Consider the following 18,302-nt stretch of genomic DNA (forward strand, 5'->3'; position numbering starts at 1 on the left):
CGCATTTCCTCCGCTTTCTCCCACTATCGTTGACACAAAATTGACACACCAAATGACACACCAAATTCGTGTGCGGGTGGGAGAACAAGACCAGCACGTTTGTGCTTTTTATGACACCCAAATCAGACACTTTTTCCGTGTTTGTGACACACCAAAATTTTCTGACACACCGGCAGTTGTGTACGAAAAAAAATCTTACGTAGTCTTTCTCCCGAACACTTCCGATCACGCTACCAGCGCTACTTTGAAAGCCGGCACGGCACTATCCTTGTGCCGGGATTGCATAACCTTTAAAATGTGTGCAGTATGAATTTCTTAGAGAGGAAAACAAAAAAAGGCGATAAGATCGTATTCTATTATGATTTTGGCAGAGGCAAAGGGCAGCGACCTTCTACAGGCATTTTCGTTTATACGAAACCAAAAGATCAGACCGAAAAAAATCATAACAAACAGTCCCTTTCGCTCATTGAACTAAAGAAAAGCCAGTTGATTATTGAGAGCCAGGCAGTAGGTACCGGCTTTATTCCCCCGCATAAGTTCAAAGCGAATTTCCTGGATTACTATGGGGAATATGTAAAGACGCATAAGCGCAAAGGCAACCGGCATTTGCAGTGTAGCCTGATACAGTTCAAACAATTCATGGGCAAAGATTATGTGGCGCCGATAGAAATAAACGAAAACCTTTGCAAATCATTTCGCCGTTACCTGCTCGATAAATATACCGGTGAAACGCCATCCGATTATTATACGCGGTTTAAGTGGGTGGTGGCAGCGGCTACTGCTGATGGTTATTACCGGCAAAATCCTACTGAAAAAGTAAGTGCAAAATCTAATCCCAGTAGCAAGTTAAAAGATTTCCTGGAAGTGGAAGAATACCTGGAACTGCTTAATACACCCTGCCTGAATAGGGAGGTACAGGAAGCCTTTATTTTCTGTTGTTATACGGGTTTGCGCTGGGTTGACGTAAGTCAGTTAGGCTGGCACCAAATTAAAGGATCTATTCTTACTACTCGGATCATACAAGCAAAAACCGGACTACCGGTTACCCTTACTCTTCATCCTATTGCGCGGATGATTTTGGAAAAACGCAAACAGGTCCTGGAAACTAGTCTGCCGGAGAATACAGATTTCAGTTCACAGCTGGTCTTTAAATTATCAAGTGCTGACGGCGCTAATAAATTACTGATTCAGTGGGTAAGTGCCACCACCATAAAGAAGCATATCACCTGGTCATGTGCAAGATTAAGTTTTTCAATACTCTTGCAGGATAAATTGGTAGATGATGTAACCATTGCTTACCTGTTAGGGCATGCGACTACTGTGCAGGTACAGAAAACCTATAAACGGCACCGGCCTAAAGATCAGCATGGCACAATTGCGCAGTTACCTACGCCGGAGTTGTTACCATATTTTTTAAATATTTAATTAAATAAAAAGGCGTCCGGTTGTTACCGGGCGTTATTCTTATCAAAATCATTTACTTTTAGCGGGGGCATCATGCTATTTCCTTCATCGTATCAATTTCCAAACGATTTGTTTCAGCATGTCTTTTATAATGCCGCTTCGATGATTTACAAATTCCAAAAAATTATTAAAATCATAAGAGTTTAAGTCTGGAATCGTGTGACGAATCATACAGTTCTCGTCCCGATTGGCAAGCCACTTGTCAAATTCGGATGCTTTTTTCTCTATAATTTTTTTGTCTGTTAGAAGCTGTAAATTCGCTAATTGAAGTTGATAGTTTAGGGCTCCCGATAGCAATTAGTGTAAGCGCAGCAGATGTAGATGACTCTATAGGCGGATTTGATCTGTTATGGTGAATTATACTTATTGCATACAACCTGAAAAATCATGTCAAACTTTCAAAATAGCGATGCATTTAATTTGTATTTTTATAAAATATAGTGCTGCAAATGCGTTTGAGGGAATTTTTAGGTTAGTCCGTAAAAACGGAAACGATCAGGAAAACAATTATAATAATCTATGGATGCTTTGAAATGTAATTTATATATACTAGGAAATCCTGGAGTAGGAAAATTATTTTTTAGAAGAACCTTGGAAGAATTTGTCCATTTAGAGAAAAGGTCTTACATGGACAAATTCATTGGGTATGACTGGATCATCCGAACAGAAAATCTTCAAATAGAAGTTGAGATAAAGGAATATAGAAATTCTGAATTTAAATTTATTCCTTTTGAATCGACAGAAGCAAAAAATATTATTTTTTATATCACAAATGAATACGAACACAAACTAGATCTTTCTATTCCACAAAAAGATGTTGAACAATTGAAATCTTTATCCAATAAGGTATTAACTATTATTGCAACGCCTTTACTAAGACCTTATGAGTTGAATAGAAAATTTAATTTTAGTTCCTTAAAAAAGATTTTTCCATTTGCAGAGTATTTTATACCCATTTATGATTTTCATTATCGTGAGTACGATAATTTTTTCCAGACAGGAATTATCTTGAGGCAAATAATAATAAACTCCTATCCTCATGCGCTTAAACATGCAAAAGAACTTATTAGGCTCAATTTAGAAAAAGAGGATCCAACACTGGATTTAGGCAATTGTGGATTGACTAGTTTAAATGAGGTAAGGGAATTATTTCAAAATACGCATCTGAAAAAATTAATTCTTAGCAATGAATGGGGTGAATTTCAGAATGGCAGTTGGCAAAGAAAAATAAGCAATAACAAACTTGAACCCAATGTACTATTTAACTTTCCTCAAGAAATCGGAAATTTAAAAAATATTGAAATCCTTATCGCTGGAGGGAATTGGAGAAATTCAAAAAGACGGTCAAGATATTTTTCTTCAAATTGGTATATAACTGATCTCAAACCGTTATCAAAACTAAAAAAGCTATCAATTTTAAATTTGAGTAACAATGAAATAGAGACAACTGCATCACTTCATCGTCTATCACATTTGACTAAATTATATCTAAACAACAATTCAATCAGCGATTTTCCTAGTATTAACAGGTTTCCTGAGTTGAGAGAGTTATATCTCAGCAACAATCAAATAAGAAACATCAATTTTTTATCATCAGAGAACACATTAATTGAAACTGTTGATTTACATTCTAATCAAATAACAGATTTAACCCCAATAAGATCTTTAATCTCGAAAATTGATATTAAAGATTCTAAATGGGAAAACAAAAGCATTAGCATCTCACGCAACCCATTATCTGTCCCCCCGGCAGAAGTTGTTGCAAAGGGAAAACAAAGTGTGGAAGCATATTTTTCCCAACTTGAAGCAGAGAAAGAAATCCAGATTAAGCCTTTTAAAAATGATGATATCAAACTCATCATGGTAGGCAATAGTAATGTAGGAAAATCAACGTTTGTTCATTGGTTAAAAACGGGATTAGTAGATAAGACAATAGAAACAACTCACTGGTTAAATTTGGGAATTTGGAAAGTTAAAAAAGGAAACAAGAATTACACTGTAAGAATTTTTGATTTTGGTGGACAGGAGTACTACCATGACACGCACCATCTTTTTTTTACAAACAGAACTGCTTACGCATTATTATGGGATAAACCATCCAATCACTTCGATCAATTAGAAGTAGAACAAACACAAATCGGCGGTCAAAAGAAAATAGTTAAGATTGAGACATTTCCCCTTGAGTATTGGTTAGACTCCATCAGATATCATACCCAAAAGAGACGATTAACTCAGGTTGAAAAATCCATATCGAAAATTCTTGACGAACGAGATGAACAAATAGAAGAATCGATAAGAGCTAAAACTAATTGGATAAAAACAATAACCAATTCAATAGAAAAAGTCCAAGAAGTGTTACACCAAAGAGAGGAAGAAAATATATTAGTTTTACAAAATAAGGTGGATTCAAAAGAGTCAAAATTATTCCTAAATGAAGAAGAATTAAATACGAGCTATCCTAAAATATATGATTTTGAACAAATTTCATTGTATAAAAATGACAGAATCGAATTAGCTAAAAATATACTTTTTGACATTTTTGACAGCTTAGAAATTTTAAATAGACAATTTCTTGGTACGTGGAATCATATAAAGCAAGATATCGAAAAAAGAACCTTCAATGAAAGTTTTTCTATCAATGATTTTCTAAATTATTGTAATAAAACGATAAAAAAGTTGGCGGAATTAAAAGGTAAATCAACAGAACAGCGAAAAAAAGTTCTTTTTACTATACAAGATGCTAAAGTCTTTGCATCTTTCCTAGCAGACATAGGCTTATGTCTCTACTATCCCGAAAACAGTGAATTAGATGGAAAAGTATTTTTAAATCAGGATCAAATATTAGGAGATTTAAATAAAATTCTTCTTTCCATAAACAAAATCAAAGGTGAAATCAGTGAATTAGATATTGCAAATACCTTGAAAAGACAAACAGAAAGTGAAGAGGTGAAAGATATAGTCAACTTAATGCTTCATTTTAAAATTCTTTTTAGACATCCCATTGCTGAGAAAAAATCTTACATAGCACCTCTATATTTGCCTCAAAATCCACCTAAAAGTATTAAATTATTCCAATCACTTTTTAACAATCCTGTTTATCGCTTCCAATATGAGACGTTTATCCACAAGAGTATAATCTTAGATCTTTTTCACAAGTATGGCTCTAAGGCTTTAAGTGAAACCAGCGACGATTCTTCATTCTACTTTTGGAAAAATGGAATTATCATTAAAGATGAAGGTACTAATGATATTGTTATGGTTAAATTCTCATCTTGGAATAGTGATAATAAATGTGCGTCACTTAATATTTACTCTTTGAGCAGTACCAATGGTAAATTCATTGAAACGATCGTTGAACATATTGATTCTATAAATCAAGGTATTAAGGTTACAAAGCTTGTTCCAGATGAGACTAGTAAAGATTTTATTCCATTGAATATTATTCACCAAAACGAGGCACAGGAAAATCCAATTTTCTTTTACAATGAAAAATATTATAGGTTAACATCTTTCAAAAAGTATCTAAAAACCCCATTGAAAATGAAAAAACTATTCATATCGTATTCCAAACAAGACTTAAGATTGGTTAATAAGTTTATCGAACACCTTTCTGCATTACAAAGAGACGGGAAAGTTTCCCATTGGTATTGTAGTGAATTAGAAGCCGGTTCAAATTGGAACGATGAAATTCAAAAACACCTCGATGATTCAGACATTGTTTGTTTTATGATAAGTCCAAACTTTATGAAAACTGACTACATTCATGAGCATGAGATTAAAAAGGCTTTTGAACGAAGAAACGCAGAACCAAGCTTCAAAATAGTTCCGATAATCCTAAACTTTTGTCGTTGGACAACCACAAATAATAATCTAGGAGATTTCACCGCGCTACCTTATACAGCCAAACCTGTAATGGACTTTAAAAATCAAGATATGGCTTGGTATATTATTGAAGCGTGCTTACGTTTAATGATAGAGAATGATTTAAATCCGATGGGAGAAGATTTTTATAACAGACAACAACTCCCATCAGATATTTTAAAGATCTACAATAGGATTGTAGAGGATAAGGTAGATAATAATAGCTTGTAGCTACATAAAAATATTGACTTTTGTAGAGATTATTGCCAAAGGTGACTGTAGCAAAAGGTAGCGTTATTATGATTCATTCATTACTAAAGCAGATAAACCTATTGTTAGGAATCTCCAGGTTTAATCAAACTTGGTGCCCACTTATTGTCGCCGACATTGTAAGTTTTAGCATTCATGTGTGTCGTTATTTGTCTTTCTGTAAAAAATCGTTTTTTTGATGCTTTAATTCTAGTTCATTATAGTAGGCCATCAGGTTGGTTTTCTTTGAAGTGTCAATTAGCCCTTTAGAATCTACAGATTTTAAAAGAGATTGTGACGCTCTAAGATTTCTACGATAAGTTTCTAAGCTTTCTTTACTTGTATTCTCATTAGAACTAAAAATATCTTCCGCTCCAATAAAGGTTCCAATACATTGGACTATGATTTCGTTTTGAAGATAAAAGCAATTGTCGTCAGTAAATTGTGCTATTTGCAAACATAAGTATATAACAATATCCTTCTTCTCTTCTGCAGATATTTCCTTTGCAGTAATCAGTTTGCCAATTAGTAAATCAACCTTTCTTATTTCATAAAAGAGGCTTTGGTAAACTTTGATTCGATTATCAAAAAGGTTATTATTCTGGTTATCATTGATGTGCTCATTTGAAATTACCGCCAAAGAGTATTTTTCTGCAAGTGATTTCCATTTTATCAGTTCGTTCGTAGAATACTTTTGGGTATCTGTGTCAATTAGCTTCGCACAACTTTGACATAACCAAATCCCGTTCTTTATACTCTTTCTTTCATTTGGCTCCATCGTTTCGCAAAATCTAGGTCCACCTTTTGCGGCAGCAGTAATATGAGCTGCTACTCCTAAATTAATTGCTTTTTCATCTGTTGAATGAGGTCCTGTTGTGATTTTTTTACAATTCGGATTAGAGCATCTAAAACTAACTCGTTTTGCAAGTATTTCTCTAATCAGTTTGGGAAAATTATCTCTCATTTTTTAGTTGTGAATAGCGTTAATCTTATTTGAACGTTGGATGGCATGCATCACTTTAATATCCGCGGATTTTGAAGCCCGAGAGAACCAAAAGGTACGGTATTAGTAGCTGCGGTTATCAATTAGTTATAGGTTTATACTTTTTATCATTACTTGCGCAAATCTGCATGGGAAATATGTTTAATCCTTAAGCTCTGCCATCTCACTTCCAATCGGAATAGGTTCAGGGTTCGATGGGCAAATTAAATATGCTCAAAATTTCTTAAACGTGAAAATTTAATTTCCGGATAAAGGACGATAATATAGCAAAAACTGGGACGGCGATGTGAAATTTGTACCCGGTATGGGGTAGGCACGGCAATATGGTCGCTTCAGCCAGGGTGCGGAGATGGATATTTTTGAACAGAATGAGTTAAAGAGGGCGACATAAGCCACCTTTCTTTTTTATTTGGATTCCTTCTTTATGGAAAATAGAATAAAAAGCTATGATACCACACCAATGCATAAAAATTTTCTATTTCTTCATTCATATTTGACAGTTTTTCTATGAAAAATAACTATCTTTCAACCAGATTTTGTGCATTTGACGTTTGGTTTGTTGACGATTGTCTTTAGGTACTAGTAACCCCTGTAGCATCCCTGTGGTGTAGATGATCGAGTAAACTACCTATTACCTGTAGATTTGTTAACTGAAATATTTCATACAATTTATTTTATCAGAAAGTTTTTAACCTGTACTAAAAATAATCCATATGTATCCTTTTTCCCCCCATACCTGCCTTAAGTTGGTTAGTATAATACTGATACTGTTTGGTGTAACCCGTACCAACGCACAAAATACTCCTACAAACAACTCTAGGCCAACTGCCAGCCCAGCGACGATTCCCTCGTCATATTCTGCCACCACTATCAACTACGTACGGACTTGGGAACCGTCCATGCCCAGTAATGATACTGCCGCTGTAAGTAATCCTGCCCGTACCACAAAAGAAGTGAAGCAATCAACACAGTACTTCGACGGATTGGGTAGACCTATTCAGGTTGTCAGTAAAGGATTAAGCAGCTCCGGTAAGGATTTGGTAACAACAAGCATCTATGACAATTTTGGCAGAGAAACTTACAAATATTTGCCCTATGTACCGCAGACTGGTAATACGAGCGATGGCAAATTTAAAACCGACCCATTTAATGTTCAAAAAGCATTTTATCAAGATAATAACCTGAATCCTGGGGTTAAAGATGAAAGTATCTTTTATAGCCAGGTTGATTTTGAGCCATCGCCATTAAACCGTGTTCTTAATACTTACGCTGCTGGCAATAGTTGGTCCAAGACAGGAGGCAATCACCCCGTGAAACACCAATATTTGGTAAATAATATAAGCGATTCAGTAAGGATATGGGATATAGTTGATCCAGTACCCACAAGCACACGCTTTTACGACGCAGGGCAACTACACAAAAGTGTAATGATTGATGAAAGTGGTAACCAAACTATAGAATATAAAGACAAGGAGAATCGCCTGATATTGAAAAAAATGCAACTATCTGATTCGCCAGGAACGGCACATACCGGATGGTTATCTACTTATTATGTATATGATGGCTTAGGCAATTTACGCTTTGTTATTCCCCCATTAGCAGTGGAAAAGATTTCCAGTAATTGGAGCTTATCCGCTGTAGCAGATGAATTGTGTTTTCAATATCGTTTTGATGGGCGTAATCGCATGATCGAAAAAAAAGTTCCTGGCGCAGGCCTTGCTGAGATGGTGTATGACCTACGCGACAGGTTGGTTTTTTCACGGGATGGTAACTTGAAAGCTCGGAATCAGTGGCAGGTTACATTTTACGATGGACTTAATAGACCAATTGAAACGGCTTTATATAATTCATCTGCTACCAGAGATGCCCTGCAAACAAGTTTAAATACTTCCACTGGAACAGGCAGTACTTCCTATCAGGCTCCTGGTATAAAAGATTTGGTTGTAGCTACCGATGACAGGAATAGTTATGTAGCAACTAATTCGGTAACGATTGAATCCGGTTTTGATAGTGGTAATGGAAATACCAGGGATTTTTATATAGATTCTAATTTAAAAGGAGATCTCATTAATTTAACGGTATCCAATCCACTACCTAATATTCCTTCAACAGCTCTCACCCCTCTAACTTATACTTTTTACGACAATTACACCTATCCTGGTGTACAAACTCCTACTTCGGGGGATTTCCCGAAACCACTGGCAGGTAATAACCCCTATCCTGAGCCAGTGACAGGTACCAGCGCTATGACGAAACCGCTAGTTACTGGCACTAAGGTGCGTATTGTGGATACTGACCAATGGTTAACTACTACTACCTGGTATAATGATAAAGGTAGAATAATACATGTGGTTAGCGATAATATTGCTGGCGGGAAAGATATAACCACAACATTGTATGATTTCAGTGGAAAAGTGCTAAGTACTTATCAACGACATACTAATCCCCGTAGTGGTGTAAGCCCTCAAACGACCGTACTCACAATGAAAGAGTACGACCAGGCCGGGAGATTAATTAGCGTAAAGAAGAGGCTTAACGATAATGCTAGCCTTGAACGGACCATAGCAACAAATGAATATGATGAATTAGGGCAGTTGAAGACTAAAGCTCTTGGGTTGCAAGCTAGCGGTCAGGCTATCGAACAACTATCTTACGAATACAATATTCGGGGTTGGCTTAAAAGTTTAAATAAAGATTATCTCAATAGCGGAAGTATCCTGTCACATTTTGGGGAAGAGCTTAACTATGACTATGGCTTTACTGGCAGGAATTACAACGGTAATCTATCAGGTAGTCGCTGGAAGGGATGGAATGACCCGTTGCCAAGGGCTTATGGATACAGTTATGATAGGGTTAATCGTCTGACTCAGGCATATTTCACACAACAAAACACAAGTGGTAGCCAGTGGACACAGGACAAAATGGACTTTACCGTGCGCTGGATAAATTACGACGCCAATGGCAACATAACAAAAATGTCGCAGAAAGGTATGGATGGGATCAATATTGTGCCAATGGACCAATTGCTATACAGTTACACTTCCAATAGCAATAAGTTATCTGCGGTATTTGATACTAGCGCAATATCTAGCCCCCTTGGCGATTTTAAAGACGGTAATAAGACGGGTAACGACTACAGCTACGATCCGAATGGTAACCTGTCGAAGGACCTCAATAAATCAATATCGACTATTAGTTATAATCATTTAAATCTCCCTACACAGATAGATTTTGGTAGTAAGGGTGTTGTTCGTTATCAATATGATGCCGTAGGTAATAAACTGAAAAAGGAAATTACAGATTATACCAAATCACCCACTAAGATCACTACTATCAATTATATCAGTGGCTTTGTATATCAGAATGATACTTTGCAGTATTTGGCGCATGACGAAGGTCGCGTAAGACTATTTCTAAAAACAGGGCAGGCGCCGCAATATATATATGACTATTTCTTAAAAGATCGCCTTGGGAACGTTCGTTTAGTACTTACCGAGCAATCCGATCTTTCTGTATATACAGCAACGATGGAAGCACCGTTGGCAGCCGAAGAGAATGCCCTATTCAGCAATATAGAAACAACTCGAACTCCTAAACCCGTAGGTTATCCTTCTGGTGGCACCACGGAAGACAACAAATCTGTGGCAAGGCTTAATGTTAAAGAAGAAGGTCGAAAAATTGGTCCTTCTATTGTGCTGAGGGTTATGAGAGGCGACACCATTCAGATCGGGACAAACGCTTTTTATAAATCCACAGGTCCTGTTGATAAGCAACCTACTGAATCATTAACCGAAAACATGCTGGCCGATTTGGTGCAAGCTTTTGGCGGTAATGTTAATAATTCATCAAATCACAGTATAAGCTCATCTAATAATTCAACGCCATTCAATACTAATTTCTATAATAATGATTATAGAAAATTAAAAGAAAAAGATCCCGATCAGAATAGACAAGACAAACCTAAAGCCTATCTTAATTTTGTTCTTTTCGATGATCAATTTAACTTAGTGGACGCAAACAGTGGAGTAAAGCAAGTGCAGGGAGAGCCAGATCAGTTGCAAACACTTGGCCAGGATAAGATGCCCATTGAAAAGAGCGGCTTCTTATATGTCTATACCAGTAACGAAAGCCCGCAGGATGTGTTCTTTGATAATATTGTTGTAACTCAGGCAACGGGCAAAGTTTTGGAGGAAACACACTATTATCCGGCCGGCCTAGCGATGGCTGGAATCTCTTCCAACGTACTTAAAGGGAAGAATTATCCTGAAAACAGAATGAAGTTTCATGGTAAAGAGTTGCAGAATAAGGAATTTTCAGATGGATCAGGACTTGAGTGGTACGATTACAAAAACCGTTTCTATGATCAACAGCTTGGGCGTTTTTTTGCAGCAGATCCGCTTGCGGACAAGTTTCCATATTATTCTACCTATCAGTTCGCAGGTAATGAATTTCCGAATGCAACAGATATTGATGGCTTGGAACCATGGTACACCAGAGATGGCAGTTTAGCTAAGGGGATATCGGGGCCTTATGATCCTGCTGCAATGAATAAGCGTGGATTATATACAGCAGCACAAACAGAACAGGCCAGGAATGCTCCACCACCCGATCCTCGGCAACCAACGATCCGCGAAACAATGGACTGCCCGCAATGTAAGGTGATTGCAAAAGAAATAGCCAATGAAAAGGAATACAATCGCAGGCTTTGGGAGAGTCGAGATGGGTATGCCTTTAATATAATTAAGTCAGCAGTAGACGCAGCTGCCTGGGAATATGCAGGGGCAAAAGTAGCTGAAGGACTAGGTGCTTTGGGTTCGGCGTTAGGGAAAATGTCCTTTGGGGCTGCTAGAGTAAACCCCTTTGTGGAAGGATTAACTCCAGTTATGAAGGGGGCTATTGGAGAAGCTTTAACAAAGGATGTCTTAGCCACCCAATTTAAAGGGGCCGACATATTAGAGCAAGTAACCATCAAAATGGATGGAGCTACGATGAGAGCGGATTTCGTTGTAGTTAAGGATGGTAAAATATTAGGTGTATTTGAATCAAAGGTAGATGGCGGTACCTTATCCAATGGACAAAAATTGTTCTTCAATGATGGAGAAAAAGGTGTTTTTACGGGGAAGAATGCTGGGGCTCTTGAAGGGCAGAGTGTTGATCCCAATAAAGTTCAAAAGGCAGTTTATCGATGGGATACGAGGAACGGTACTTTCGTTGCATTTTAAACAAGAAATATGATAAAAAAAGAGGTTATTAAGAGTATCTTAGAATTTATGGAGAAGGAAATGGGGTTATATAATTTTAAGCCCAACTTCAAAGAACAGGGATTTATACGTAAGGATAAAGGTGCCATTTTCTTCTATTTTTTCCTTATTTACGACAGAACAAACATAAAGACGGGAGAAAAGGGTTTTCAAATTGAGCCTCAAATCAATATTCATATTCCAGAGATTGAAAAATACTATAAGGAAATTACCATAAACTCTTATTTGAAAACCGACTGGCAATTCATTACAATTGGCAATACCGTAGCAAATATAATGGCTAATCCTGATGGCATTAATAGGAAGCGAAATCAGAGCTTGGACTTATTTGTTTTCGAGGAGAAGAATATTCCATATGTTTCCTGGGAACTTTTAAAGTACTTCAAGGAAGTGGCTCTTCCCTATTTTCTCACCAATAATAATGTAAAGAAGATAGATGAGTTATTAAATACGCATCCCAAAGAATATTCTGTACATATGTTTTTTGATCCATACCGATTTATTAAGGGCACTATCGCAGCAAAGTTGGCAAAGAATCCAGCATTGGATGATATTGTAAGTACTTATAGTAATTTAATTATAGAAAGGGATATGACGGATGATTGCAAAGAAGAAATGGAACGGTTAAAGGCAATCTTACCGATGATTCATATAGACGGCTAATATAGATAGACAGTATAAACAGATTACACCTGCTTCCAGTAGTTAATCTATCAAGATTCAGATGGCTGTATAATGAATTATTATATGACAAAGAAAAGTGTTCTTCGTAGTGTTTTTGAGACCCGGATGATTGCAGAGAGGAAATGAATCAACTCAAACTCATATGGCCGGAAATTGGAACTAAAAGTGTAAGCTGATTCCTCAATGGAATTTATTGAAAATGTCAGAGAAGTTATGTTGTTCTGTTTAAAGTATTACCAACTTCTTATTGAAAGAAGGGAAAATTTTAACTATAGGTACATTAATTAATGATGTTGGTAAAGTTCAGATTGGTTGGTCAAGGCATTCAAAGAGCTGCATAAAGAACTTAATTATTCGATAGAGAGTGTCAAGCTAATAGATGATTTGCTCGATCAGGAAATAAAGAAGGGACAACCTATTCCAGGAGGTCTTTTTACTACTCAATTCGGATATAAGTGTTTTGCAATCCGATCTTATATAGGAGAAGTTGTAATTAGAAATTCCAAGGCAGCAAAATTGCTGGTTGATGATACGGATAAAGATGGAGAAATAAATATTTCTGTTTTATCTGCTAATAACATAATTATATGGCCAGTCCAAAGAGTTATTAGCCGAATGCAGAATGGTAGAGAAGATGAGCTATTTGTTTATATCGCTGCGACCGTGGGCGACATGCGCTTTGATGGGGAAATACCAGAAGCGTTTTTTTCGAAAGGAATAGATCATAAAAAATCCTGGTGGAGACTTTTTAGAAGCTAATATCTTATTTTCTAAAGAATGCTTAAACCGTCTTAAAATGGCAAGGCTAGAATATCAGTGGCCCTACCAAAACAAATCCTTAAAGGATATGAAGGGCGAAATTTGGCAAGAAGTGCCAGGTTTTGATGGTGAATTAGTTGTTTCAAATTTCGGTAGAGTAAAGGTCCTTTCCAGATTTATTGTGCATAAAAATGCGCCCAATGGGTTTTGGACAAAAGAAAAGATTAAAGTGCAGTCGGTAACCAAAAGAAAGAATAATTATACTGGAGATACTACTATTCATTTGTCGTGTATAATCAAACGTGGGAAACGTCAGATGAATTTAAGTGTTCGAAGAATGGTGTATCAGGCATTTGTTGACAGTGATATAGACCATATGAACAGCAAGATATGGTTTGTATATGTGAAAGACGGCAATGGGTTTAATTGTAGTGCTGATAACCTAGAGCTAATTTCCTCTAGCGAAGCAAAACTGAGAGAGATAAAGGACGGAAGACGATTACCTATAAACGACCTTGTTAGAAGAGAAGCCCATTGGCAAAACTATCGAAGTAGCCTTGGTAACCGTGCGGAACCCGTTAAACAATATGATCTTGCAGGTAATTTTATAGCCATTTATCCCAGCTGCACTGCAGCTGCTAAAGCAACTGGCGTCGGTCGAACTAATATTGGAGCGAGTGCAAGGAAAGTTTTTTATAGGGCTGGAGGGTTTGTATGGAGATTTGAATTTGAAGAGTATAAGGGAGAGTACGCAAAGATCTCTCAAAAATAAAACAACAATTTTTCCGTGATCCGATAATATAAGTTAAGTTATTGTTATCCTTATAAGCTAAATTATTTGTAAACGGTATAACAACCTAATTTTAGTTTTTTAGAAAAGAATAATTCATAATCTGTTTTTTGTAATCCAATTCTAGTACTGTGAAATATAAGCAACCCAAATTACCTGTGTTCGATAAGATTTTTATATTTATCTCATTATCGGTTTTATTACTGCATCCGAATGTGTTTTCCCAAACAAGTAATCCTAATTTACCTGTTATCCCGCCGTCTCCAACAGCTTTTAATTTAGGTAAATATGGCTTTATAAAGCCCGGATTCTTTACTGGAGCTGTGAGTTTAGAAATTCCTATTACTGTTTATAAAACTCCAAATATAGAAGTTCCAGTCAGTCTAAGGTATAATTCTAGTGGAATAAAGGTAGAAGAGCTATCATCGAGAACGGGCCTGGTATGGAATCTCAACGCCGGCGGGGCTATTATAAGGATGATTAAAGATGAGCCAGATGGTTACTATTCTTCTCGCGTCATGCCAGAAGAAGTAATGAAAGAAATTAGCGGCGATAAGATGGATCCCACCTTCAGGGCCTATTTGTTAAATGGTGCGAAGGAACATTTTGATACCGAATATGATGTATTCTCATTCAATTTTTTGAATTTTAGTGGTAAGTTCATTATTACAGAAAAAGGAGAGTATATCCAGGAGAAGCAATCCTCATTGCGGATTGAGAATATTGGAGGCAATATAGACAATGGATTTATGATTACTGATGACTTGGGGATTAAGTATATATTTTCTGAAAAGGAGACAACGCAAAGCTCTTCAGGACCCGATAATAGATCTCCGATTCTGCCCACAGGGTGGTATCTTTCATCTGTTATTCACCCAAAGGGAGATACCGTTTACTTTAAATACACTAGGGTTATCACATCATTTTCATTTAGTGGCGGAGAATCTTATACAAGGATAACAGTTAATTCTACTACCCAGCCCAATTTAGAATTCAATCAATTCATCACAGCTAATTCAGGATATAAGGAGCATCTTGTGTCTCTTAATGCGATTGATGGAAAACGATTGTCAAGCATAGAAAGTAATTATGGACACAGAATTGATTTTTATAATAGAATAGATAATCCTGGACAGGGAGGGGACAGCCTGTTAACAAATATCGTTGTCAAAGGATCGTCTGGTAAGATTTTAGACGATATCAAATTAAGCTATTTTATATCAGGAAACTCACGAGTTTTTCTTGATACAGTAAGATTTGCTGCCCCTAATAATAGGTATATCCTTAATTATAATTCTCCGGAGGGTTTTCCTACTAGGACTTCAAAGAGCCAGGATCACTGGGGATATTACAATGGAAAGAACAATAGTACGTTGCTCCCTCCTTTTGCTGGTTTGCCCGGTGCCTATACTTCCGCGGATCGCGATCCAGATTCCCAATATACCCAAACCGGCCTGCTTAAGGAGGTTGTATTCCCTACTGGAGGTAGAACTTCCTTTGTATATGAGCCTAATACATTTGCTTCTACCAAATTTCTGCAAAATTCTTCTTCTGTAAGCGTTAGAAGTGAAACTGGATCAATTGACAATGGAGTTGAAGTTTCTTCCGTGACGATGAATGCAGGAATAGACCAACTTATCAACGTATTTGCTACCTTATCAAATGCATCTCTGTCAGAGTGCCCTGCCAGCCAAGATCCTGATGTTCTGAGGAGAAAGGGCGGCAAACTGAAAATCTATGATTTAACGACAGGAAAGAGTATTCCTATTGGGCCTTCCAACGATTCAGTCGAGGTTATTACGAATGGATTAGGAGATAGAAGTTATACAGCATATTTATTTGGTGGACATCAATACAAGATAATTTTAACAACATTTTCTTGTTCCAGGCTCAATGTCACTTCTGCATTTGTTTCGCAATCGGAACCTGTTCCATATAATGAAATAACCGGAGGAGTTAGACTTAAAGAAACCAAAACGGTTTCACAATTCGGGGCAGTGACATCAAGCACCTATAAATATACTGAAAAAATAGATTCTGTAAAGTCATCGGGGATCGTTCCTTTTGATGCCCAGGCTGATTATTCAAGTATTAGGGATAAAGCCTTTTATTCTAAGGTATACAATTCTCAGGGAGTTTTGGTGGATGCAATTGTTTACTCCTATAATGAAACGAAGATAGCATCGAGCAGCTTAAATCCAATTTTTGACATTGCCGGAAACCAGGTCGCATATGCAACCGTTATTGAGAATCAAGTTAATGACAGTATGGATAACGGTGTTATTCTCCATCATTTTAGGTATGAAAGAAACCCGATAGGGCAGTTAATATATGGAGACGGGAGCTATAAACCGAATACCTATAGCAATTACTTCTATCCCAATGGCCTTGAAGATTATACTGCTTATTATCAAAGAGAGGTTAATGGCTATAGCATAATAAAGGAAGAATTTTTTGATTATGGCTTAGTTGGGACAAACTCAATTCAGACCATTCCGATGGTAAAGGTACAAAATAGTTTTACGCCTCCTTGTCAAAATGATATTGTAGTGCAGCCGGATGAGACATGTGGTATTGTTAGATATGCAGATCCAGTAAGCGTAACTACGGAGAATGCGATTAAACAATATAGATTCAGTACCTGCAAAGCAAATCATCGACATATATGGATAAAGGATGCAAATGGCATTAAGCACTGTTTAGCAGCCCAAAGTATTAATGAAGATGGGTATATTCCCCATTTCTGTTTTAATAAGACACCAGGTACTGTGCTGGAACTAAAAAAGACGGATGCCCTGGATGCAGTTATTTATAATTTTTATTCATATCCATATAGCTTAATTTCCAAAAAGGAAATTAACTATACTGATAAAGGCAGCATAGTAAATACAATAAACTACACATACGATAACGAAAATCACATTAAATCAACAGCTTTTGTAAATAGCAGAGGAGAACGGGTTAAGGATACATGTAAATACCCGGTAGATCTGAAGGGTAACATTGTATATGATTCCATGATTGCAAGAAATATGACCGGCTATTTAATTGAGCAATCAACATTGAATGGAACAACAGAATTAAAAAAGCTTACAACCAGATACGCTTTTTGGGGAGATAAGGGAGATGTCCTCCCTATAGATGTTCAGCGTTCGATTTCATCTTTGCAACCATTTACCGAGGTGACTTTTAAACAATATAACAAAAATGGGCAGGTTACAGAAGCCCTTTTGTTAAATGGCCAAACGGAAGCTTATGTATGGGGGTATAAGAATCTGTATCCTGTGGCGAAAGTAATAGGTGCAGATTATAACACAGTAATCAAGCTTATCAATACCGTGCTACTTGATAATGCAGCGAGTTATACAGATCAACAAATTCGTGATGAGTTGAATAAATTACGGACTAATTTGCCTGATGCCATGGTAAAAACCTATACCTATAGCCCAGGTATAGGTATCTCAAGTGAAACAGATCCGAGTGGTCGAGTTACATATTATGAGTATGACAACTTTGCGAGATTAAAATCAATTAAGGATCAAAATGGAAAAATTATTAAACAGTATGATTATCAATATCAACAATCTATTGCGCAGTAAATTCGTCTATTAAATGCTCGTTAAAGCTATTTTTCAACTTATTGGATTAGTATTTTTAAAGCAGTTTGCTATTGAATATAAAGAAGTCAATGTTTAGGAAATTTATACTACTCCAAGATTAGAGCGGTTGCCATTTATTGAATATTCTGACTGTAGCAGGTATGAATGTCGGTTAATGCTAACTGACGAATGTATATTAAATGTTAATGCCACTCTTTTTTCTGAAAATTGTCTAAAGAATTTTATATCCAGGAAGAAGCATATGCAAGGCCATATTCAGAATTCGACGGCCTTTGAGTCCACAAATTTCTAAATGAGGTTGAGGATTGATTAAGGTGATATACGTATATGAGGAACTTCATTGTAGTGTTAAGCTTATTCTTCATATGTATATCAATGAACTTAAATACGATTTTAGATGCGCAATAGTCCGCCCTCGATTGAAGTAAAAACTATAAATTGCGGTAACATACTACCCAGTGCTTTTCCCGTAAAAAGCACAACATGGAACACACTGCAATTGAACCAATACTAAACGGCAACAGATACTACCTACTGTTTTCTATTCAGCGTAGCGAGGCGCTTACCACGTATTCACTTGTCAAAGATGCACAATCTATATTGCTTTCCGA

General features: G+C 36.7%; 8 protein-coding genes. 7 read left to right on the forward strand and 1 reads right to left on the reverse strand.

All coding sequences use genetic code 11. The features are described 5' to 3' along the window. Nucleotides 1-306 precede the first annotated feature (306 nt). Together HGH90_RS05325 and HGH90_RS05330 are read left to right on the forward strand one after the other, a co-directional pair. Nucleotides 307-1,425: a site-specific integrase gene (locus tag HGH90_RS05325; protein ID WP_169190547.1), complete on the forward strand. Its 1,119-nt coding sequence runs from the start codon at nt 307-309 to the stop codon at nt 1,423-1,425. Nucleotides 1,426-1,983: 558 nt separating this feature from the next. Continuing rightward, the gene (locus tag HGH90_RS05330; RefSeq protein WP_169190548.1) at nt 1,984-5,556 is read left to right on the forward strand and encodes a COR domain-containing protein; all 3,573 of its coding nucleotides are present in this window, start codon (nt 1,984-1,986) and stop codon (nt 5,554-5,556) included. Nucleotides 5,557-5,740: 184 nt separating this feature from the next. On the opposite strand, the gene HGH90_RS05335 is transcribed toward HGH90_RS05330, so the two are convergent. Beyond that, nucleotides 5,741-6,538, reverse strand: coding sequence for a hypothetical protein (locus HGH90_RS05335; RefSeq protein WP_169190549.1), 798 nt, complete (start codon nt 6,536-6,538; stop codon nt 5,741-5,743). 752 nt (nt 6,539-7,290) lie between these two features. Between HGH90_RS05335 and HGH90_RS05340 the strand changes: the two genes are divergently transcribed. The 5 genes from HGH90_RS05340 to HGH90_RS32080 all read left to right on the forward strand — a co-directional run bounded on the left by HGH90_RS05340 (nt 7,291) and on the right by HGH90_RS32080 (nt 17,670). Next, nucleotides 7,291-11,799 carry a DUF6443 domain-containing protein gene (locus HGH90_RS05340; protein WP_169190550.1) on the forward strand — a complete coding sequence of 1,503 codons (4,509 nt, stop codon included), beginning with the start codon at nt 7,291-7,293 and terminating at the stop codon, nt 11,797-11,799. Nucleotides 11,800-11,808: 9 nt separating this feature from the next. Continuing rightward, entirely contained in the window at nt 11,809-12,501 is a 693-nt protein-coding gene (locus HGH90_RS05345; RefSeq protein WP_169190551.1) for a hypothetical protein, read from the forward strand. 333 nt (nt 12,502-12,834) lie between these two features. Then, complete coding sequence (locus HGH90_RS05350; RefSeq protein WP_169190552.1) at nt 12,835-13,281, forward strand: hypothetical protein; 447 nt, start codon at nt 12,835-12,837, stop codon at nt 13,279-13,281. Between the two features lie 37 nt (nt 13,282-13,318). Beyond that, complete coding sequence (locus HGH90_RS05355) at nt 13,319-14,053, forward strand: NUMOD4 domain-containing protein (protein ID WP_169190553.1); 735 nt, start codon at nt 13,319-13,321, stop codon at nt 14,051-14,053. Nucleotides 14,054-14,202: 149 nt separating this feature from the next. Continuing rightward, on the forward strand, nt 14,203-17,670 hold the full coding sequence (locus HGH90_RS32080) for a hypothetical protein (protein ID WP_169190554.1): 3,468 nt from the start codon (nt 14,203-14,205) through the stop codon (nt 17,668-17,670). Nucleotides 17,671-18,302: the final 632 nt, after the last annotated feature.

Origin of the sequence: Chitinophaga sp. Ak27, assembly GCF_012726295.1 — a bacterium.
In the GTDB taxonomy this organism is placed as follows: Bacteria; Bacteroidota; Bacteroidia; order Chitinophagales; family Chitinophagaceae; genus Chitinophaga.

Bases quoted from the DNA above. Each gene is read 5' to 3' on its own strand.
- HGH90_RS05325 (WP_169190547.1), top strand. From the start codon at position 307: ATGAATTTCTTAGAGAGGAAAACAAAAAAAGGCGATAAGATCGTATTC.
- HGH90_RS05330 (WP_169190548.1), top strand. From the start codon at position 1,984: ATGGATGCTTTGAAATGTAATTTATATATACTAGGAAATCCTGGAGTA.
- HGH90_RS05335 (WP_169190549.1), bottom strand. From the start codon at position 6,538: ATGAGAGATAATTTTCCCAAACTGATTAGAGAAATACTTGCAAAACGA.
- HGH90_RS05340 (WP_169190550.1), top strand. From the start codon at position 7,291: ATGTATCCTTTTTCCCCCCATACCTGCCTTAAGTTGGTTAGTATAATA.
- HGH90_RS05345 (WP_169190551.1), top strand. From the start codon at position 11,809: ATGATAAAAAAAGAGGTTATTAAGAGTATCTTAGAATTTATGGAGAAG.
- HGH90_RS05355 (WP_169190553.1), top strand. From the start codon at position 13,319: ATGGCAAGGCTAGAATATCAGTGGCCCTACCAAAACAAATCCTTAAAG.